This is a genomic window from Nocardioides sp. HB32, assembly GCF_054058995.1.
In genome coordinates this window covers 4428118-4448710 of sequence record NZ_JBSSBS010000001.1, presented here as the reverse complement: position 1 = coordinate 4448710, position 20593 = coordinate 4428118, and the positions used below count along the sequence as shown (strand labels likewise).

At 70.1% G+C, this 20593-nt stretch carries 20 protein-coding genes; 16 read left to right on the top strand and 4 right to left on the bottom strand.

Annotation, left to right across the window (positions count from 1 at the left end):
- Position 1 precedes the first annotated feature (1 nt).
- Genes ACVW2K_RS22315 through ACVW2K_RS22305 form a run of 3 tightly spaced genes read left to right on the top strand, consistent with a single transcriptional unit; the run spans position 2 to position 2708 of the window.
- Complete coding sequence (locus ACVW2K_RS22315) at positions 2–736, top strand: ABC transporter ATP-binding protein (RefSeq protein ID WP_028637382.1); 735 nt, start codon at positions 2–4, stop codon at positions 734–736.
- On the top strand, positions 733–1608 hold the full coding sequence (locus ACVW2K_RS22310) for a branched-chain amino acid ABC transporter permease (RefSeq protein WP_028637383.1): 876 nt from the start codon (positions 733–735) through the stop codon (positions 1606–1608). Before ACVW2K_RS22315 ends, ACVW2K_RS22310 begins: the two co-directional genes overlap by 4 nt.
- The gene (locus ACVW2K_RS22305) at positions 1605–2708 is read left to right on the top strand and encodes a branched-chain amino acid ABC transporter permease (RefSeq protein ID WP_457204024.1); all 1104 of its coding nucleotides are present in this window, start codon (positions 1605–1607) and stop codon (positions 2706–2708) included. The genes ACVW2K_RS22310 and ACVW2K_RS22305 overlap by 4 nt, the downstream gene beginning before the upstream one ends.
- Before the next feature lie 66 nt (positions 2709–2774).
- Here the strand turns inward: ACVW2K_RS22305 and ACVW2K_RS22300 are convergent, their stop codons facing one another.
- A complete protein-coding gene (locus ACVW2K_RS22300; protein WP_197025307.1) occupies positions 2775–3629 on the bottom strand; it encodes a MurR/RpiR family transcriptional regulator in 855 nt (284 codons plus the stop codon).
- Positions 3630–3696: 67 nt separating this feature from the next.
- Positions 3697–5325, bottom strand: a complete 1629-nt coding sequence (pruA, locus tag ACVW2K_RS22295) for an L-glutamate gamma-semialdehyde dehydrogenase (RefSeq protein WP_457204023.1) — start codon at positions 5323–5325, stop codon at positions 3697–3699.
- A gap of 142 nt (positions 5326–5467) precedes the next feature.
- Here pruA and rocD point away from each other — a divergent pair, with 142 nt between their 5' ends.
- The 4 genes from rocD (at position 5468) to ACVW2K_RS22275 (ending at position 10159) form a co-directional block, all read left to right on the top strand.
- Positions 5468–6721, top strand: coding sequence for an ornithine--oxo-acid transaminase (rocD, locus tag ACVW2K_RS22290; protein WP_457204022.1), 1254 nt, complete (start codon positions 5468–5470; stop codon positions 6719–6721).
- 148 nt (positions 6722–6869) lie between these two features.
- The gene (locus ACVW2K_RS22285; RefSeq protein ID WP_457204102.1) at positions 6870–8450 is read left to right on the top strand and encodes a Re/Si-specific NAD(P)(+) transhydrogenase subunit alpha; all 1581 of its coding nucleotides are present in this window, start codon (positions 6870–6872) and stop codon (positions 8448–8450) included.
- Positions 8451–8452: 2 nt separating this feature from the next.
- Positions 8453–9871, top strand: coding sequence for a Re/Si-specific NAD(P)(+) transhydrogenase subunit beta (gene pntB / locus ACVW2K_RS22280; RefSeq protein ID WP_457204021.1), 1419 nt, complete (start codon positions 8453–8455; stop codon positions 9869–9871).
- Positions 9872–9916: 45 nt separating this feature from the next.
- A complete protein-coding gene (locus ACVW2K_RS22275; RefSeq protein ID WP_457204020.1) occupies positions 9917–10159 on the top strand; it encodes a hypothetical protein in 243 nt (80 codons plus the stop codon).
- Here the strand turns inward: ACVW2K_RS22275 and ACVW2K_RS22270 are convergent.
- Together ACVW2K_RS22270 and ACVW2K_RS22265 are read right to left on the bottom strand one after the other, a co-directional pair.
- Positions 10156–10332, bottom strand: a complete 177-nt coding sequence (locus ACVW2K_RS22270; protein ID WP_155992058.1) for a hypothetical protein — start codon at positions 10330–10332, stop codon at positions 10156–10158. The two genes, ACVW2K_RS22275 and ACVW2K_RS22270, sit on opposite strands and share 4 nt — an antisense overlap.
- A 44-nt stretch (positions 10333–10376) precedes the next feature.
- A complete protein-coding gene (locus ACVW2K_RS22265) occupies positions 10377–10700 on the bottom strand; it encodes a WhiB family transcriptional regulator (RefSeq protein ID WP_457204019.1) in 324 nt (107 codons plus the stop codon).
- Between the two features lie 139 nt (positions 10701–10839).
- Between ACVW2K_RS22265 and ACVW2K_RS22260 the strand changes: the two genes are divergently transcribed.
- From ACVW2K_RS22260 to ACVW2K_RS22220, 9 genes are all read left to right on the top strand, one after another.
- Positions 10840–12057 (top strand): CaiB/BaiF CoA transferase family protein, encoded by a 1218-nt coding sequence (locus tag ACVW2K_RS22260; RefSeq protein ID WP_051549191.1) that lies wholly within the window; start codon positions 10840–10842, stop codon positions 12055–12057.
- A gap of 31 nt (positions 12058–12088) precedes the next feature.
- Positions 12089–12976 (top strand): LLM class F420-dependent oxidoreductase, encoded by an 888-nt coding sequence (locus ACVW2K_RS22255; RefSeq protein ID WP_457204018.1) that lies wholly within the window; start codon positions 12089–12091, stop codon positions 12974–12976.
- A 15-nt stretch (positions 12977–12991) separates the two neighbouring features.
- Positions 12992–14443 carry an aldehyde dehydrogenase family protein gene (locus ACVW2K_RS22250; protein ID WP_457204017.1) on the top strand — a complete coding sequence of 484 codons (1452 nt, stop codon included), beginning with the start codon at positions 12992–12994 and terminating at the stop codon, positions 14441–14443.
- Complete coding sequence (locus ACVW2K_RS22245; protein WP_457204016.1) at positions 14425–16020, top strand: AMP-binding protein; 1596 nt, start codon at positions 14425–14427, stop codon at positions 16018–16020. Before ACVW2K_RS22250 ends, ACVW2K_RS22245 begins: the two co-directional genes overlap by 19 nt.
- A gap of 76 nt (positions 16021–16096) precedes the next feature.
- On the top strand, positions 16097–17269 hold the full coding sequence (locus tag ACVW2K_RS22240; RefSeq protein ID WP_457204015.1) for an ABC transporter substrate-binding protein: 1173 nt from the start codon (positions 16097–16099) through the stop codon (positions 17267–17269).
- Between the two features lie 2 nt (positions 17270–17271).
- The gene (locus tag ACVW2K_RS22235; RefSeq protein ID WP_028637395.1) at positions 17272–18135 is read left to right on the top strand and encodes a branched-chain amino acid ABC transporter permease; all 864 of its coding nucleotides are present in this window, start codon (positions 17272–17274) and stop codon (positions 18133–18135) included.
- Positions 18128–19111, top strand: coding sequence for a branched-chain amino acid ABC transporter permease (locus ACVW2K_RS22230; protein WP_457204014.1), 984 nt, complete (start codon positions 18128–18130; stop codon positions 19109–19111). The genes ACVW2K_RS22235 and ACVW2K_RS22230 overlap by 8 nt, the downstream gene beginning before the upstream one ends.
- Positions 19108–19893 (top strand): ABC transporter ATP-binding protein, encoded by a 786-nt coding sequence (locus ACVW2K_RS22225; RefSeq protein WP_036570171.1) that lies wholly within the window; start codon positions 19108–19110, stop codon positions 19891–19893. The genes ACVW2K_RS22230 and ACVW2K_RS22225 overlap by 4 nt, the downstream gene beginning before the upstream one ends.
- Positions 19886–20593, top strand: coding sequence for an ABC transporter ATP-binding protein (locus tag ACVW2K_RS22220; RefSeq protein WP_028637397.1), 708 nt, complete (start codon positions 19886–19888; stop codon positions 20591–20593). The genes ACVW2K_RS22225 and ACVW2K_RS22220 overlap by 8 nt, the downstream gene beginning before the upstream one ends.

Genomic DNA, 20593 nt, shown 5'->3' with positions numbered 1-20593 from the left:
CATGGTCCTGCGCATCGATGATGCCTACATCCAGTACGGCGCCTCCGTCATGGCGGTGCAGGGCTGCTCCCTGCACGTCGCCGAGGGCGAGCTGGTCTCCCTCATCGGCCAGAACGGCGCGGGGAAGAGCACGCTGGTCAAGGCCGTCATGGGCCAGGTCCCGCTGCACGGCGGCACGATCACGGTCGACAACCGGTCCGTCACGGACCGGACCTTCTCGACGGTGCGCAACCGCATCTCCCACGTCCCCGAGGACCGTGGCATCTTCGCCAGCCTGACCGTCGGCGAGAACCTGCGCCTCGGCGGGATCACCCGCAAGGACAAGTCGGCCCTGGCGGCCGACCTCGAGCGAGAGCTCGAGCGGTTCCCCGTGCTCCGCAAGTACTGGAGCAGGGGAGCGAGCCTGCTCTCCGGCGGTGAGCAGCAGCAGCTCGCCATTGCCCGGGCACTGCTCCTGAAGCCCCGGCTCCTGCTGCTCGACGAGCCCACCCTCGGGCTGGCGCCGATCATCGTCGACCTGATCTTCGACGTCGTGGTTCAGCTGCGCCAGGAAGGCATGACGATCCTGCTCGTCGAGCAGAACGCCGTGCGCTCCCTGGAGGTCTCGGACCGTTCGTACGTGCTCCAGGCTCCCGGGAAGGTGCTGGGCAGCGGCTCGGCAGCCGAGCTCGGGAAGCTTCCCGCCGTGGTCGAGTACCTCGGCTTCTCTGCTGCCGAAGTGGGTGTCGCCCGATGATTCTCGAGTTCCTGATCTCCGCGGTCGGCCTCGGTGCGCTCTACGCACTGCTGACCATCGGCGTCGCGCTGCTGTTCGGCGTCCTCGGCCTGATGAACTTCGCGTACGGCGAGATCGTCATGGCCGGCGCCTTCGCGATGTACCTGTTCCGCGACCAGCCGTGGTTCGTCGCCCTGCTGATGGCGATCGTGTTCGCGGTCGTCGTGGCCCTCCTGAGCGAGCGGCTCGCCTTCCACCCCTTGCGTAACGCCGACCCGGTCACCCTGATGATCGCGTCGTTCGCGGTCAGCCTGGCCATCCAGAGCCTCGCCCGGATGACGGTGCTGCCCCGCACGCGTGGCGTGCCGCCCGAGGACTTCCTCTCCCACCGGGTCGACCTCCTCGGCGCCGACGTGAGCGTGCTGGACCTGCTCACCCTGGCCCTGTGCGGCGCCATGCTGGTCGCGGTGGCGTGGATGATGGGCCGCACCAGCCTGGGCATCCAGCTCCGGGCCGCGGCCGAGGACTTCCAGATGGCCTCGAGCCTGGGCGTCCGGGCCAACCTCGTCATCCCGAGCGCGTTCGTCACCGTTGGTGTCCTGGCCGCGATCGGCTCGGCCGTGCTGGTGGCGCGGCAGGGCGCCGTCTCGGCGGACATGGGGCTCCAGCCGATGCTGATCGGCGTCGTCGGCGCCGTGCTGGGCGGCATGAGCAGCCTCAAGGGCGCGGCCCTCGGTGGCTTCCTGCTGGGCGCGGCGACCGCGCTCCTCGAGTCCCTGTTGCCGACCGACCTCATCGCGTTCCGCGACGCGTTCCTGTTCTCCGCCCTGATCGTGGTCCTCGTCGTTCGGCCCCAGGGCCTCCTCTCCGGTGCGAAGGTGCGTGTCTCGTGAAGAAGCTCGGTCCCGTCACCCGCACCGTCGAGACGCCCGTGCTGCTCGTCGGGCTCGTGCTGCTCGCCGTCCTCGTCGGTGTCGGCGGCGACGTCACCATCGCGCGGGTCGCCACCCTGGCGATCGTCTCGGTCGTGTTCGTCACCGGGCTGTCGATCTTCTCGGCCAACTCCGGGGTGATGTCCTTCGGGCACGTGGCGTTCATGGCGGTCGGCGCCTACACCACGGCGTACCTCATGATCCCGGTGAACCTGAAGGCCGCGCTCTTCACGGACCTGCCCGGCTGGCTCTCCTGGCTGGTCGACGTCCACGCCGGCTTCCTGGTCGCCCTCGTCGTGAGCGGCCTGGCGGCCGCGGCGGTCGGCGTGCTGACCTCGCCGATCGTGGCGCGACTCAGTGGCCTCCAGTCCGGCATCGCGACCCTCGCCCTGCTGCTCATCGTCTACAACGTCCTGAACAGCTGGACCGACGTGACGCGTGGGTCGTCGAGCATGATCGGCATCCCGCGCAACACCACCATCTGGCTGGCCTTCGCGGTCGCAGCCGTGTCGATCGCGGCGGCCTGGGGCTACCGTCGCTCGCGCAGCGGACTGCAGCTCCAGGCCTCACGCGAGGACTACTGGGCGGCGCAGGCGTCCGGGATCGCGGTCGGTCGGCACCGGGCGCTCTCCTGGATCCTCAGCGCCTTCGTCTGCGGCCTCGCGGGTTCGCTGTACGCCGGCTACCTGACGTCGTTCAACGTCAACGCGTTCTTCCTCTCCGCGACCTTCGCCTTCATCGTGATGGTGGTGCTCGGCGGCTACCTGTCGCTGAGCGGGGCCGTGATCGGTGCGCTCGCCGTGAGCGCTCTCCAGGAGGTGCTCCGCCGGCTCCAGGACGGCCAGTTCACGGGAGGCAGCGCGCTGCCCGCCGGGACCGCCGACCTGATCCTCGCGGCGGTGCTCCTGCTCGTCCTCATCAAGGCGCCGCTCGGACTGATGGGGGTCCGAGAGTTGAGCCTGCTCCGACGTCGCCCGGTGTCGGGCGAGCGCCCGGACAGCGGAGTCGAGGTCGTCAGCGAACCCCTGGACCGGGCGACGCAGGGCGTCGCGCGAGGCTGACTGCTCGCGACCCGTCGGCCTCGTCGGCCGGCGGGTCTTCGCGCGCCGGGAGCGGCGCGCGGGCCGTCACTCGACGGCTTCCTCGACGAGCTCGAGCCGGGCGATGCCGGCGGTGCCCAGGCGCTCGGCGACGCCGGCGACGATGCTCTCGGTGACGGCCATCGAGGCCACGAGCGAGTCGAACGGCGACGCCGAGTCGACGCGGGCCGGCAGCACCACCTTGGCGACCTTGGCGATGGGCGAGAGCCAGTTGTCGGTCATCAGGCAGACGACGGCGCCGCGCGCCGCCATCCGCTCGGCGAAGACCAGGTTCTGGTCGGTGTAGCGGCGGTAGTCGTAGATCACCAGCACGGTCCCCGGGCCGGCGTCTGCGACCGTCGTACGCCGGTCGATCTCGTCGTCGGCCCCGACCCCGTGGACCCCGGACCTCAGCAGACGCAGGTGGGCGACCAGGTAGTCCGCCACCGAGCGGCTGAACCGGCCGCCGGTGACTCGGATGTCCCGCGCCGGGTCGCACAGGAGTTTGACGGCCTTCTTGAACTCGGACTCGGGCAGCTCGGAGTAGGACGCCAGCAGCATCTCGGCGAAGGCTTGGTGGGTCTCGGGGAGGATGCCCAGCGCGGACGGGCCGCCCTTCTCGGGGTACTGCTTCAGGGGCGAGCCCAGCTCGCCGTTCAGCTCGTGCACGAGGGCGCGCTGGAAGGCCGGGAACCCCGTGAACCCGAGCCGGGTCACGAAGCGGACCACCGTGGGCGGGCTGACTCCGGAGATCTCCGCGAGGTCGACGACCGTCGTCAGGCCGGCGGTGGGGTACTGCGCCATCAGGGCGCGGGCCACCTTGCGTTCGCCGTTGCTGAGGTCGTCGAGGGTGGACATGAGCAGCTTGCGCACGGAGGCGTGGCCGCCCGGGATCTCACTCACCATTAGATTTTACCAAGATTCACTAGGTTGAGTAACTTTTGTTACAGAGTCCCCTGGTGGGTTCCTCTCAACCCATGTGCGGGTAGCCGTGCTCGGTCGCGGGGACGAAGGTCTCCTTGATGGAGCGGGGGCTGGTCCAGCGGAGCAGGTTGGTCGCGGCCCCGGCCTTGTCGTTGGTGCCCGACGCGCGTCCGCCGCCGAACGGCTGCTGCCCGACGACGGCGCCGGTGGGCTTGTCGTTGACGTAGAAGTTGCCGGCCGCGAACCGCAGCCGTTCCGAGAGCCGGTGCACCAGGGTGCGGTCGGTGGCGAGGACGGCGCCGGTGAGGGCGTACGCCGAGACGGACTCCAGCTGGTCGACCACCTGGTCGAGGTCCTCGTCGGCGTACACGTGGACGGCCAGGATCGGACCGAAGTACTCGGTCGAGAACGCCGGGTGGGCCGGGTCCTCGATCTCGAGGACCGTCGGGCGGACGAACCAGCCCCGGCTGTCGTCGTACTTGCCGCCGGCGATGACCTGCACGCCCTGGTCGGCGTGGGCGTCGTCGATCACCGCACGGTGCTTGGCGAACGCCCGGGCGTCGATCACCGCTCCCATGAACTGGGTGTGGTCGCGCACGTCGCCCGCATCGAGACCGTCGGTCGTCGCGACCAGATCGCTCCGCACCTGGGCCCAGAGGCTCCGCGGCACGTAGGCGCGGGAGGCGGCCGAGCACTTCTGCCCCTGGTACTCGAAGGCGCCGCGCACCAGCGCCGTCCGCAGGGCGACGGGATCCGCACACGGCGTAGCGAGCACGAAGTCCTTCCCGCCCGTCTCGCCCACCAGCCGCGGGTACGCGTCGTAGTCGTCGATCCGCGCCCCCACCTCGCGCCACAGGTGGCGGAACGTCGCCGTCGAGCCGGTGAAGTGGATGCCCGCGAGGTCCGGAGCGCCGAGCACCACGTCACTGACGGCCAGGCCGTCGCCGGTGACCATGTTGATGACCCCGGGCGGCAGTCCGGCCTCGGCCAGGATCTGCATCGTCAGGCTCGCGGCGAGCTGCTGGGTGGGGGAGGGCTTCCAGACGACGGTGTTGCCCATCAGGGCCGGGGCCGTGGCCAGGTTGCCCGCGATCGCGGTGAAGTTGAACGGCGTGATCGCGTAGACGAAGCCCTCGAGTGGGCGGTGGTCCGTCCGGTTCCACACGCCGGGGCTGTTCGCGATCGGCTGCTCGGCCATGATCTGCCGCGCGAAGTGGACGTTGAAGCGCCAGAAGTCGATGAGCTCGCAGGCCGCGTCGATCTCGGCCTGGTGGCTGGTCTTCGACTGTCCGAGCATCGTGGCCGCGACCAGCCGGGCCCGCCACGGCCCGGCCACCAGCTCGGCCGCGCGCAGGAAGACCGCGGCGCGCTCGTCGAAGGGCAGGGCACGCCACGCCGGCGCCGCCGAGCGGGCCGCATCGACGGCGGCCGCGGCGTCGCTGCGGGTGGCGTTCCGGCCTGTGCCGAGCAGCAGGGCGTGGTCGTGCGGTGCCCGGACCTCGAACGCCTCGCCGTCACCGACGAGCGGCCGCCCCGCGACGATGTGCGGGAGGTCCGTCGCCACCGACGCGAGATCCGCGAGGGCCGCGTCGAGGGCGTCGCGCTCGGGGCTCCCGGGAACGTAGTCCAGCACGCGCTCGTTCACGGGGGTGGGCACTCGGGTGGTGGCGTCCATGGGGGCTCCTGGCATCACGACAGTGGAGAAATATTTATTACAGACTAGCCTAGTTGACAGATATTGGTACAAATTGTTCTACTAGACGAGATGCCGGAGAACGCGCCCGGATGCTCGAGCACGCAGTGAGAGGTGGAGACCCGTGACCACGACTGAGAGTGACGTCGCGACGTCGACGTCGGCGCACATCGAGCAGACGGAGCGGTACGCCGCGCACAACTACCACCCGTTGCCCGTGGTCGTCGCCGAAGGCAGCGGCGCCTGGGTCACCGACGTCGAGGGTCGGCGCTACCTGGACTGCTTGGCGGGCTACTCGGCGCTCAACTTCGGCCACGCCCACCCGCGCCTCGTGGCCTGCGCCACGGAGCAGCTGCAGCGGCTGACGCTGACCAGTCGGGCGTTCTACAACGACCAGCTCGGCCCGTTCGTCGAGGCCCTCGCGGGACTCACGGGCAAGCAGATGGTGCTGCCGATGAACTCCGGCGCCGAGGCTGTCGAGACCGCCATCAAGGTGAGTCGCAAGTGGGGCTACCAGGTCAAGGGTGTGGCTCCCGGCGCTGCCACCATCGTCACGATGCAGGGCAACTTCCATGGCCGCACCACGACGATCGTGAGCTTCTCCGACGACGACGAGGCGACCGCCGACTACGGACCCTTCACGCCGGGCTTCGTGAGCGTGCCGTACGGCGACCTCGCCGCCGTGGCCGAGGCCATCGACGACACAGTGGTCGCCGTGCTCTTCGAGCCGGTGCAGGGCGAGGGCGGCGTCGTGATGCCGCCGGCGGGGTTCCTCCGTGGCCTCCGCGACCTCTGCACCGAGCGCGGCGTGCTCATGGTCGCCGACGAGATCCAGTCCGGCCTCGCTCGCACCGGGCGCACGTTCGCCTGCGATCACGAGGACGTCGTGCCGGACATCTACATCCTCGGCAAGGCACTGGGCGGTGGCCTCTACCCGGTGTCCGCGATCGCCGCGGACACTGACGTCCTCGGTGTCGTGCAGCCGGGCACTCACGGCTCCACGTTCGGCGGCAACCCGCTGGCCGCGGCCATCGGGCGCGAGGTAGTCGAGATGCTCGCCACCGGCGAGTTCCAGGCGCGCGCGCGGTCTCTCGGAGAGCGGCTGGAGCGCGGCCTCGCGCCGCTCGTCGGTGCCGGACTGCTCGCCGTTCGGGTCCGCGGGCTGTGGGCCGGAGTGGATGTCGACCCAGCACTGATGACCGGCCGGGAGGTCTGCGAGGCTCTGCTCGAGCGGGGCGTGCTGGCGAAGGACGCGCACGGCTCGACGGTCCGCTTCGCGCCCCCCATCGTGGCCAGCGAGGACGACATCGACCTGCTGGTCAAGGCGCTGCACTCCGTCCTGGACGAGCGCTGCCCCCTCCGAGCCGCCCGGCTCTAGTTCAGGGGAGTCACCGGAGAGATGACGTTGAGTGTCACGCGGTCATCGGCGACCGATCGCGGGTGTTTCGTCTGTGCGCCTGGATTCCAGATAAAAAACGAACGTTTCGTTTGACTCAGGATTTCGGCGGCCCGATCATCGTCGCGTGATCGACACCACGGGCGGTTCACCCACCGACCTCGACCGGCCCACCGGCGACCCGGACGTCATCGGAGTCCTCAAGGAGGCGAGCCCGGGGGAGACCAGGGTCGCTGCGACTCCCGCAACCGTGCGGCAGCTGGCCGCCCTGGGCTACGACGTCGTCGTGGAGGCCGAGGCTGGCGCGAGATCCGGCTTCGACGACGCTTCCTACGTGGCGGCGGGCGCCGTCATCGGGGACCCGTTGCGTGCAGGCGTCGTGCTCGGCGTGAACGCGCCCACCGACGAGCAGCTCGAGGGGCTCCGCGACGGTGCGACCCTGATCAGCATCCTCGGCCCGGCATCGAACCCCGACGTGGTCGAGGCGCTGTCGCGGCGTCCGATCACCGCACTGGCGATGGACGCGGTCCCTCGCATCTCCCGCGCCCAGTCGCTCGACGTCCTCTCCTCGATGGCCAACGTGGCCGGCTACCGCGCCGTGGTCGAGGCCGCCCACGTCTTCGGACGCTTCTTCACCGGCCAGGTCACCGCCGCGGGGAAGATGCCGCCGGCCAACGTCCTGGTCGTGGGCGCCGGCGTCGCCGGCCTGTCCGCCATCGGTGTGGCCGGAAGCCTCGGTGCCGTGGTCAAGGCGACCGACCCGCGGCCCGAGGTCGCCGACCAGGTCCGTTCGCTGGGCGGCGAGTACCTGCCGGTCGAGTCCGCGGACGTGGAGGTGTCGGCGACCGGCTACGCCCGAGAGATGTCCGATGACTACGGCTCCCGCGCCGCGGCGCTCTATGCAGCCACGGTCCCTGGCATGGACGTCGTCATCACCACCGCACTCATCCCCGGCCGGTCCGCGCCGGTGCTGGTCACCGCGGAGGTCGTCGCCGCCATGAGGCCGGGCAGTGTCATCGTCGACATGGCTGCGGCCAACGGAGGCAACGTGGAAGGCACCGTCCCCGGCGCCGCGATCGTCACCGCCAACGGCGTCACGATCATCGGTTACACCGACCTCGCCGGCCGACTGCCGGCGCAGGCCTCGCAGCTCTACGGCACCAACGTGGTGAACCTGATGAAGCTGTTGACGCCGGAGAAGGACGGTCGGCTGGTCCTCGACCTCGAGGACGCCGTCCAGCGAGCGATGACGGTCGTGCGGCACGGCGAGCCGACCTGGCCACCACCGCCGGTACACGTCTCGGCAGCTCCCGCGGAGCCCCCCGCCGCCGATCCGGCGGTCGCCCCACCGTCGAGTGCGAGACGCAATACGGCGGACCGCCTCGGGGGGACTCTGGCGCTCGGCTTCGCCCTCCTCCTCCTTGCGGCGCTCGCGCCCCCGACGCTGCTGCCGCACTTGACCGTCTTCGCCCTGGCGATCGTCATCGGGTTCTACGTCATCGGCCACGTGCACCACGCGCTGCACACCCCACTGATGTCGGTGACGAACGCGATCAGCGGCATCATCGTCGTCGGCGCCCTGCTCAACCTGGCCAACGACGAGCCGGCGGTGATCGTGCTCGCTGCCGCGGCGACGCTGCTGGCCTCCATCAACATCTTCGGTGGCTTCGCGGTGACGCGACGCATGCTCGCCATGTTCTCGAGGAGCTGACCGTGACCATCGAGACTGCGAGCCAGGCGGCGTACCTGGTGGCCGCCCTCTTGTTCATCCTCGCCCTCGGGGGACTCTCCAGGCACGAGACCGCCGGCGTCGGCAACCAGCTCGGCATCGCCGGCATGGCGCTCGCGCTCGCCACGACGACTGCCGTGACGGTCCACGACAACGTCCCGGTCACGAACCTCGTCGTGCTCGTCGTCGCGACGGCGCTCGGCGCGGGCATCGGCCTGCGGCGGGCCCGGGTGGTCGAGATGACCGGCATGCCCGAGCTCATCGCGCTGCTCCACTCGTTCGTGGGCCTGGCTGCCGTGCTGGTCGGATGGAACGGCTACCTGCTCGTCGAGCACGCCGCCCACGGGGCAGAAGCGCTGGACCTGCAGTCCCAGGACATGCTCGGCATCCACCATGCCGAGGTCGTCATCGGGGTGTTCATCGGCGCGGTCACCTTCACGGGGTCGATCGTCGCGAACCTGAAGCTCTCCGCGAGGATCAGGTCGGCCCCGCTGACGCTGGCGGGCAAGAACCTCCTCAATCTCGGCGCCCTCGCCGCCTTCGTCGGGCTGACGGCGTGGTTCTGCGCCCGCCCGCAATTGTGGGTGCTGGTCGCGGTCACGGTCGTCGCGCTGGCCCTGGGCTGGCACCTGGTCGCCTCGATCGGCGGCGGAGACATGCCGGTCGTCGTCTCGATGCTCAACAGCTACTCGGGCTGGGCCGCCGCGGCGTCCGGCTTCCTGCTCGACAACGACCTGCTGATCATCACCGGTGCCCTGGTCGGCTCCTCGGGCGCGTACCTGTCGTACATCATGTGCAGGGCGATGAACCGCTCGTTCGTCTCGGTCATCGCCGGTGGCTTCGGCATCGTCGGCGTTCCGGCCGAGGACGGGGACGTCGGCGAGCACCGGGAGATGAGCGCGGAGCAGGTCGCCGGGCTGCTCTCGGGTGCGTCCTCGGTGATCATCACCCCGGGCTACGGGATGGCGGTCGCCCAGGCCCAGTACGGCGTCGCGGAGCTGACTCGGAAGCTCCGCGACCGGGGCGTGCAGGTCCGCTTCGGCATCCACCCGGTCGCAGGTCGTCTGCCCGGCCACATGAACGTGCTGCTCGCCGAGGCGAAGGTGCCCTACGACATCGTGCTCGAGATGGACGAGATCAACGACGACTTCCCGGCCACCGACGTCGTGCTGGTGATCGGCGCCAACGACACGGTCAACCCGGCCGCCGCAGAGGACCCCACCAGCCCGATCGCGGGCATGCCCGTGCTCACCGTGTGGGAGGCATCGAACGTCATCGTCTTCAAGCGCTCGATGGCCGTCGGCTACGCCGGTGTCCAGAACCCCCTGTTCTTCCGGGAGAACAGCTCGATGCTCTTCGGCGACGCCAAGGACCGCGTCGGGGACATCCTCCGAGCCATGTGACCGCACCGACGACCCGTCACGACCAACCGAGCAGAGGAGAAAGAGATGCCCGAACCCTGGTTCGCGACGTCACCCTTCGGGCTGGAGCAGGCGCCCGAGGCGACCGGTCCGATGGACCCGTTGCTGTACCTGGTCCATGCCAAGACGGTCGGCACGTCCCGTTCCGCGTGCGGCCAGGATGCGAGTGGCTGGCAGAAGCACTGGGCCGCATTCGACACGGTGCCGCACGACCGGGCGTGCCCGGACTGCGCGGCCGCTGCGACCGTCGGCGTCGAGGCGTCCGCCTAGCCGCGAGGAGGGCGCGGGCGGCCCTGGTCGAACAGGGGCCCGACGTGCGCGGACCGGGCCTGCGCGCGGAGCTCGCCGTACAGGAACGGGGACCGGGCAGCGCCGATGACCACCACCCCCCTCCACAGGAGGTGGGCGACGTCGTGCGCCACGAGCTTCAGCAGAGCGGCCATGGGGGCCACGTCCTTTCGGTGCGATCCGTGTGATCGGTGAGACGTCATGACGACCTCGGCGTGAGGTCGTACTGGTCGCGAGCCTGGGACAGCTCGGCGAGGGTGCGCCGCACGACCCTCCTGGGACTGGCGGCAAGGCCGGCCCGGCGGCGGAGCCGGCGGCGCTCCCGCGGGGTGGTGCCGGCCCAGACGCCGTACTGCGCATCCGTGGTCACGGCGAAGGCGAGGCAGTCGCCGCGCACCGGGCAGCTCGCGCAGACGACGCGGGCCGCCTCGATCTGACGCTGTGCCCGGCTTCCTTCCCCGCGGGGGAAGAACAGCTCGGGATCTTCGTGGAGGCAGCTGGCGTCCGTGCTCCATTCGTGCATGTCCGTGCGCCTCCCAGGAGTGGCTCGGTGTTCGAGATGAGGAACAAAGATCATTATAACGAACATACGTCGTCGGGATCCGGATGTGAAGTGACGCTTGACACGGGTCTCCCGGCGACCTACGGTGTTCGAAATCCTGATGAAGGTTCAGGATAATGAACAAGGGATCGACGTGCAGGCACTCGAGGGCATCAAGGTGATCGACGCGGCGACCATGGTCGCCGGCCCCCTGGGTGCGTCGATCCTGGGCGACTTCGGAGCGGACGTCGTCAAGGTGGAGCCGATCGGCGGTGACGAGTCGCGTACCTTCGGCCCGGGCCGCGACGGGATGAGCGGGGTCTACTCCGGGGTCAACCGGAACAAGAAGGCGGTCGCGGTGGACCTGCGGACCGCCGAGGGCCGCGAGGTCTTCCACCGCCTCCTCGCCGGCGCCGACGTCCTCATCGAGAACATGCTCCCCGCGGTCCGCGAGCGGTTCGGGCTGACCGCCGAGGAGCTCGAGGCACGCCATCCGCACCTGGTCGCGCTCAACGTCAGCGGGTACGGCGACCAGGGTCCGCTGGCCGGTCGGCCGGCGATGGACCCGGTCGCCCAGGCGATCACCGGATTCATGGCCGCGACGGGGCCGCGCGACGGTGACGCCATCAAGGCGGGACCGCCGATCGCCGACAGCTCTGCCGGATACCTCGTCGCCGTCGCCGCGCTCGTGGCGCTGTTCGCGCGGCAGCGGTCGGGAGCGGGTCAGAACGGATCGGTCTCGCTCGTCGGCGCGCTCTTCCATCTCCAGGCGCCGTGGTTCGGCCAGTACCTCTTCGCCGACTACGTCCAGGAACGGCCGGGCAACGCGAGCAACTTCTACGCGCCGTACAACGCCTACCGGACCAAGGACTCGGGACTGGTCCACGTGGTCGCGTTCAACGACCGGCACTTCGCCAAGCTCGTGAACGCGACCGGACAGCCCGAGCTCCTCGAGGACCCGCGGTTCGACACCGCCGCACATCGGCTCGCCAACGCGGCGGCGATCGATGCGGCACTCGCGCCGTGGTTCGCCGAGCACGACCGCGACGAGATCGTGGCACTGCTGTCGAGCCACGACATCATCTGCGCCCCCGTCCTCGCCTACGACGAGGCGGTCGCCCACCCCCAGATCCGCGCGATGGACCTCGTGGTCGATGTCGCGCACGACGAGCTCGGTCCCCTTCGCATCCCGGGGATCCCGATCAAGCTCCAGGACACGCCGGGCAGCATCCGCCGGCCACCGACGTCCGTCGGGGAGCACAGCGTCGAGGTCCTCCTCGACCTGGGCTACTCGACGGAGGACGTCGATCGGCTGACGGCCGCGTCCGTCGTCCGATGACCACCGAAGCACTCACGAGAGGAACATGTAGATGAAGGTCGGAATCAGGATCCCGGGCGCAGGCCCGTGGGCTGGCCCCGATGCGATCACGGAGATCGCCCAATTCGCGGAGAGGGTCGGGTTCGACTCGCTCTGGATGACCGATCACGTCGCCCTGCCGACCAAGGTGGAGACGCCGTACCCCTACACCGCTGACGGCAAGTTCCTCTGGGCGCCCGAGACCCCGTACCTCGACTGCCTGACGTCCCTGACCTGGGCCGCGGCGGCGACCGAGAACATGGAGCTCGGTACGTCGTGCCTCATCCTGCCGTGGCGACCCCTGGTCCCCACCGCCAAGACGTTGGTCAGCATCGACGTGCTGTCCCGCGGACGGCTCACGGTGGCCATCGGCGTCGGCTGGATGAAGGAGCAATTCGAGGCGCTCGGCGCGCCCTTCAAGGACCGAGGGCGCCGGGTCACCGAGATGGTCGGGTTCATGCGCCACATGTGGGCCGAGGACGAGGTCGACTTCACCGGTGAGTTCTACGACCTGCACGACTTCAAGATGTACCCGAAGCCGGTGCGCGGCACGATCCCGATCTGGTTCGCGGGCTACAGCGACGCCTCGCTGCGCCGCATCGCCGCGATCGGCGACGGCTGGCACCCCCTGGCCGTCGGTCCCGAGGACTACGCGGGCTACCTGAAGACCCTCACGGAGCACGTCGAGAGCGCGGGCCGCGACATGAGCGAGATCACCCTGACGGCGCGACCGCTCCGCACGGCGCCGTACAACGCCGAGACCATCGAGGCCTACGGCGAGCAGGGTGTCAGCCACTTCATCTGCGACACCTCCTTCGAGCACGAGACGCTCGCCGAGGCGATGGACGAGCTCCAGGAGCTCGCCGAGGCCGTGCTCCCCACCGCACACCGGCTGTCCTGATCGGTGGTGACGGAGATGGAAGCACTGACAGACAAGGTGTCCATCGTCCTCGACGGTGAGCTCGTCGAGGCATCGACCGGCGCCCGCTTCGACACGGTCAACCCGGCCACGGGCGCCGTCCTCGCGTCCGTCGCGGAGGCGTCGGCCGACGACGTCGACCGAGCCGTCCGATCCGGACATGCCGCTGCCCGGAAGTGGCAGCGCATGCGTCCTTCGCAGCGTGCTCGGCTGATGGTCCGCTACGCGGCCCTGGTCGAGCAGCACGGCGACGAGCTCGCGCTCCTGCAGACCCGCGACATGGGCAAGCCGATCCGTGAGTCGCAGGGCATCGACGTCCCGGTGATGGTCGAGACCCTGGAGTACTTCGCCGGTCTCATCACGAAGATCGAGGGCAGGACGACACCTGCTCCGGGACGGTTCCTCAACTACACCGTGCGTGAGCCCATCGGGGTGATTGGCGCGATCACGCCGTGGAACTTCCCGGCGGTCCAGGCGATCTGGAAGATCGCGCCGTCGCTCGCGATGGGCAACGCGGTCGTCCTGAAGCCGGCGCAGCTGGCCCCGCTGGTCCCGGCTGCGCTCGGCGAGCTCGCTCTCGAGGCGGGCTTGCCCGCCGGCCTGGTGAACGTCCTCCCCGGTCGCGGTTCGGTGGCCGGCAACGCGCTGGTCGAGCACCCCGGGGTCGGGAAGATCAGCTTCACCGGTTCGACCGACGTCGGTCGACAGATCGGCCGGTCGGCGTCGGATCGGCTGATCACGGCGTCCCTGGAGCTCGGTGGGAAGTCCGCGCTGGTCGCGTTCGGCGACTCCTCGCCCGCAGTCGTCGCCTCGGTCGTGTTCCAGGCGATGTACAGCAACCAGGGAGAGACCTGCACCGCTCCGAGCCGCCTGCTGGTCGAGCGGCCGATCTACGACGAGGTCATCGCCCTGGTCGTGGAGAAGGTCGAGGCGGCGCGGGTCGGCAACCCCGAGGACCGGGAGACCGAGATCGGACCGCTCGTCGACGCAGCGGCTCGCACGTCCGTCCACTCCTACGTGACGGCAGGCGTGGCCGAGGGGGCGACCCTCGCCGCCGGCAGCGCCGCGGACCCGTCCAGTGCCGCGCCGGGGTTCTTCTACCAGCCCGCTGTCTTCACCGACGTGACCGCAGGCATGCGGATCGCCCAGGAGGAGATCTTCGGGCCGGTGCTCTCGGTCCTGCCGTTCGAGGGCGAGGACGAGGCGATCGCACTGGCGAACGACACCATCTACGGACTCGGCGCGGGCGTGTTCACCCGTGACGTCGGTCGCGCCCTGAGGTTCGCGCAGACCCTCGACGCCGGGAACATCTGGGTCAACAGCTGGGGAGTGCTCAACCCCGCGTCGCCGTACAGCGGCTTCCGGTTCAGCGGACATGGCAGCGATCTCGGGCAGGCCACGGTCGACGCCTTCACCAAGGAGAAGAGCGTATGGGTGCGACTGGACTGACCGCGCCCACGGTCATCTCGCGACTGCGGGACGCCCGGGACCAGTCGGACTGGCTCCCGGATCCCAGCTACTCCATGGTCAGGGACGCGCTCTTCGACCAGGATCCCCGGGGGGTCGCGATCCTGACGTCCGGGATCCACCAGTGCGGCGAGGTGACGTTCGGGGACATCCAGGACGCCGCCCGGCGCATCGCCGGGGCCTTGGCGTCCCGCGGGGTCGCGCCCGGCGACCGGGTCGCCGTGTACCTGGACCCGTCGCAGGCGGCCGCCGAGGTCGTGTGCGGTGTGCTGACCGCGGGAGCCGTGATCCTGCCGATCCCCCGGCTCCTCGGCGGGCACTCGGTCACCCACCGGCTGCGCGACGCCGGCGCGCTGGTCCTGGTCACGGATGCCGCAGGCAGCCGTCGGCTGATGGCGACCGAGGTCGCCACTGTCGGCATCGCGGTGCTGACCGTCGACGGCTCGTCGGCCGACGACCTCCTCCAGGAGGCGAAGCGCTCAGCACCTGCCGAGCCGCACGTGCCCCGGATGGACGACCCCGCACTCCTGATGTACACCTCGGGGACCAGCGGGGAGCCGAAAGGGATCGTGCACGCCAACCGGGTGCTGCTCGGTCATGCCGGCGTCGACTTCGCCTTCGAGCTCTACCAGGAGGGCGACGTCTACTACGGCACCGCCGACTGGGGCTGGGTCGGTGGGCTGATGCTCGGTCTCCTGATCCCCTGGAGCTTCGGGGTGCCGGTGGTCGCGTTCCGGCAGCAGAAGTTCGATCCGGTCACGACCCTCGCCATCCTCGAGCGGTTCGGAGTGACGATCGCGTTCCTCCCGCCGTCGGTGCTCCGCCTGCTGGCGGCCCACGGCCAGGGTCCGCGCCGGCGACTCCGGGCGGTCGTCACCGGGGGTGAGCCGGCCGGCCGGTTCGAGATGGCCTGGGCGCGACGTCACCTGGCGGCCGCCGTCAACAAGGCGTTCGGACAGACCGAGGCGAACGGACTCATCGGGGACTCCGTGGTGCTCGGGTCCGTTGACGACGCCACCATGGGCGCGCCGTACCCGGGCCACACGGTCCGGCTCCTCGACGACTCCGGGGCGGAGGTCGCGCCCGGCGAGGTCGGGGAGATCGCGCTGCTCCTTCCTGACCCGGTCGCGATGCTCGGCATCTGGAGCGCCGAGCTGGAAGCGCCCACGGTGGTCGAGGAACGCTGGCACCGGACGGGCGACCTCGCCCGCCGCGCGTTCGGGCAGCGGCTCGAGTACGTCGGGCGGGCCGACGACGTGATCAAGAGCCGCGGCTATCGCATCGGACCCGCCGAGGTCGAGGAGGCCCTCAAGCTCCACCCCGCGGTCTCGGACGCCGCCGTCGTCGGCGTGTCCGACCCGCAGCTCGGCCAGCTCGTCAAGGCGTTCGTCCAACTGGACCGCGCCGTGCTCGACGACTCGCTCGCGGGAGCCCTGCGCGAGCTGGTGTCCCGGACCGTGGGGCCGCACGCGCGGCCACAGGACATCGAGGCCATCGAGCAGATGCCCCGGACCGAGACCGGCAAGCTCCTCCGTCGCGAGCTGCCCGCCCACGCCTGAGACGCGCCGACCCCGGCGCGTCGTGCCCGCAAGCCCAGCTCTCGGATCAACCAGCCCCATCACATGAGGAGATGAAATGAGATCACGTCTACTGGCTGCGCTCGGCGCAGGTGCGGCTCTCGCGCTGCTTGCCGCGTGCGGGAACGGCGGCGCGGACGGCGCGCGGCCCGGGGTCACGGGCAAGGCCGCGGGGGATGAGGTGACCGTCGGCCTGGTTGCTCCCTCCACCGGCGTCTACGGCCTGTACGGTCCGGTGCTCGGCGGCATCATGAAGGGCGTCTTCGGCCACGACGGCACCTCCGGGCTCACCTTCGAGCAGGCCGACGACGCCGGCGACCCGCAGACCGCCCTCACCAAGGTCCGTCAGCTGGTCCAGCAGGAGGGCGCAGACGTGATCGTCTGCTGCGTCAACGGCGCCGCGACGCTCGCCGTCGCGCCCTACCTGGAGAGCGTGGGTGTCCCTCAGATCGCCCCGATCCCCGGCCCGGGAGGCCTCGACGAGTTCAGCACCGCCTACTCGGTCGGCTTCTACGCCCAGCAGCTGACGAAGCCCTTCGGGGCGTACGCCGCGCAGGAGCTCGGGTACAAGAAGGCCGTCATCATGGCGAGCGACTTCGTCCAGGGCCACGACGTGGCCGACGGCTTCAAGGAGGGCTTCACGTCGGCCGGCGGGACCATCGTCAAGGAGGTCTACCCGCCCCTCGACACCTCCGACTACGGGCCGTTCCTGAGCCAGATCTCCGGCGCCGATGTCGTCTTCGGCTTCTTCGGAGGCGCGGACGCGGTCCGCTTCGTCAAGCAGTACGCGGCGGCCGGCCTGAAGGACAAGGCTCAGCTGATCGGGCTCGGGCCCATGGTGTCCCGCCTGGTCCTCGACCAGATCGGTGATGCCGCCGTCGGTGTCGAAGGGGTCTTCCACTATGCGGAGACCGGCACCGCGAGCCCCGCGGACGAGGCCTTCGCTGCTGCGGCCGCCGCCGCCGCACCGCCGGAGGTGACGCCGAACTTCGTCCAGGCGAACGCGTGGACGACCGCGAAGGTGATCGAAGAGGCCATCAAGGAGTCCCGCAGCTCCGGGGACTCCCTGACCGAGGCGATCGCCGGCACGCACGTCGACGCGCCGTGGGGTCCGTTCTCGTTCGACCCGACCACGCACTACCCGGTGCTCAAGGGACTCCTCTTCCAGGTCGTCAAGGGCCCGCAGCGCCTCGACCACAAGGTCCTCGCCACGTTCGAGGGCGAGAAGTAGCGATGGGGCAGTGGCTGGCGATCGTCGTCAACGGCCTGGCGTTCGGGATGCTGCTGTTCATCCTGTCGTCGGGACTGACCCTGATCTTCGGGCTCGGGCGCTACGTGAACCTCGCCCACGGTGCGGTCTACCTGCTGACGGCGTACCTGACGATCGAGACCTACACGCGGACCGGCTCGTACTGGGCCGCGGCGGGTGTCGCGCTCGGTTCGGCGGCGTTGGTCGGGGCCGTTCTCTACGCGGCGTTCGTGCGGGGTCGTGCCTGGCTCAGGGGAAATCCGTTGCCCCAGGTGCTGCTGTCCTTCGGCATCATCTACGTGATCGCGGACCTGACCCAGGCGCGCTACCACGGCCTGGCCCAGTCACTGCCTCTTCCCACGTCGGTCTCCGGCTCCGTGACGGTGGCGGGAACCACCGTCACGGAGTACCGGTTGGTCCTCATCGCAGCGGGTGTCCTGGTGGCATCGGGACTCTGGCTGCTCCTGAGCCGCACGCTGTTCGGCTCCGCCGTGCGCGCCGGAGTGGACGACCACCAGATGCTGTCGGCGATCGGTCGCAACCCCGAGTGGCTCTTCGGGACGGTCTTCGCGCTCGGCTTCGCCCTGATCGGGGTGTCCGGGCTGCTCGGCTCGGCCTTCATCGGCGCCTCTCCCGGCGTCGAGTACACGATCATCCTCTACACCCTGCCGATCATCGTCGTGGGTGGCATGGGCAGCCTGTCGGGCGCGTTCGTCGCCAGCATCCTCGTCGGGGTGGGCGACTCGGTCGGCAAGGCGTACTTCCCCGAGGTCTCGCTGTTCCTCATCTTCGCGATCGTGGTGCTCACGCTCGCGTTCCGTCCGGAAGGGCTGGTGCGAAGTGCCTAGTCGTCCGCTCGTCATCGGCATCGTCCTCGCCGTGGTCGCGATCGCACTCGTGCGCAACGGGTCGAGTGGCTACGCGCTCTCGGTCTGGTCCCTCGCCATGGTCACCGGCGGACTGGGCATGAGCCTCAGCCTGCTCGTCACCCACGCCGGCATGCCCTCCCTCGCGCAGGCGGCCTTCTACGGCACCGGCGGCTATGCGGTGGGAGTCCTCGCCGTCCGCACGAGCCAGGACAACCTGTGGGTGGGCCTCCTGGTGGCTGCCGTGGTCGCAGGGGTCCTCGCCCTCGCCCTCGGCGCCGTCAGCCTGCGCACCCGTGGCATCTACTTCCAGATCATCACGCTGTCGTTCACTGCGATGATCTGGGGACTGGCGGTCAAGTGGCGATCGCTGACCGGAGGGGACGACGGCCTCGTCGGCATCTACCCGCCGAGCCTGTCGCCGCTTCCCGGGTACCTCGTCTCGCCACAGGACGTCTTCCTGTGCTCGGCGATCGCCCTCCTGGTCATCTGCCTCCTGGTCCGGACCGTGCGCCACTCCACGTTCGGGCACGTCCTGGTCGGCATCCGCGACAGCGAGTCCCGCATGGCGGCGCTCGGCTATCGCACCACTGCCTACCGCCTCGGCGCCTTCGTCATCGCCGGTGTCCTCGCAGCCATCCCGGGTGCGCTGCTCACCTACCAGCTCCAGTTCTCCAGCCCCGCCCAGCTGAACTTCGTCGTCTCCATCCAGGCCCTGCTCGTGGTGGTCCTCGGCGCCGGCACCCTGATGGGCCCTGCCTTCGCCGGGATCGGGGTCGTGTGGCTGCAGGAGCTCCTGCAGCGGCACACGAGCCACTGGCTGCTCGTGCTCGGCGGGATCTACATCGCTGTCGCGCTGCTCAACCCGCCTGTCCTCGCCCAGCGCGTCCGGCGCCGTCTGGCGCCGTCGCGCGGACGCCACGACGCGCCCGAAGGCTCGCTGGAGGTGGTGTCGTGATCGGCACGGGCCAGCACACTGCGGCGCTCGAAGCACACTCGGTCTCGGTGCGGCTCGGGGGCGTCCAGATCCTTCACGACCTGTCGATCTCGATCGACAGGGGCGAGCGGCGCGCGATCGTCGGACCGAACGGCGCCGGGAAGACGACCATGTTCAACGTCCTCGGCGGAGGCCTCCGTCCTGACTCCGGTCGCGTCTCCCTGAACGGTCGGGACGTCACTCGCTGGAACGTCAGTCGGCGGGCCTCGGCCGGCCTGGCGCGGACGTTCCAGGTGACCAACCTGATGCACACGATGAGCGTGGTGGACAACGTCGTCCTCGCGCTCGCCGCTTCACGACCGCGGGTACGTCGTGACGTGATCCGGCCGTTGCGGTCGAGATCGCTGGACGGATCGGCCGCGGAGCTCCTGGAGCGGTGGGGGCTGGGCGACAGGGGCAAGGCCCCGGTCGAAGCACTGTCGTACGGAGAACGGCGAGAGCTCGAGCTGGTCCTCGCGGTCGCCGGGTCCCCGGACGTCCTCATGCTCGACGAACCGGCGGCAGGTCTGTCGCCCGCCGAGACGGCGCGGGTCTGCGAGCTCATCGAACGGCTTCCCCGCAACACCAGCATCGTGCTGATCGAGCACGACCTCGACATGGCCCTCGCCCTCTCCGACACGGTGACGGTGATGGCCGAGGGGACCATCCGCGGGACTGGTCGCGCGGACGACCCGGGCGTCTCGGCGCTCGTGAAAGAGGTCTACCTCGGTACGGAACCCGTCCAGGAGGAGACACATGCTTGAGGTGAGGAGCCTGCGCTCCGGGTACGGCCACATCGAGATCGTCCGGGGCCTCGATCTGTCCGTCGCCCCGGGCGAGGTCGTCGCGCTCGTCGGCCGCAACGGTGCCGGCAAGTCCACCCTGGTGAACTCCCTCATGGGTTTCGTCCCGGCGCACGGTGGCTCGGTGCACGTGGAGGGTCGCGAGCTCACCCGGGCTGCACCGCACGTACGCAGCAGGGCGGGGCTCGCGGTCGTGCCGCAGGGACGACGCGTCTTCGGAACCCTCACGGTCGAGCAGACCCTCGACCTCGCCGGTCGTTCGGGCGGCTGGGACCTGGACCGGGTGGCGGCGGTCTTCCCACGGCTTGCCGAGCGACGGAACACGCGCGCTCGCAACCTCTCCGGCGGTGAGCAGAGTGCCCTCGCCATGGCGCGCGCCCTTGCGACCGGACCGCGAATCCTCCTGCTCGACGAACCGTCGGAGGGAATGTCTCCTCAGGTCCTGCGCGCGCTGTCGTCGGTGATCGCAAGCCTGCGCGACGACGGCGCCGGCGTCCTGCTCGTCGAGCAGAACCTCGCGTTCGCGCTGACCGTCGCCGATCGCGTCCTGGTGATGGCCCGGGGGCACATCGCCCTGACCATCGCTGGAGACGACGCACGCGCGGACCCTGACTCGCTCTCGCGGCACCTGGTGCTCCAGTCCGTCGCGACCGAGACCTGA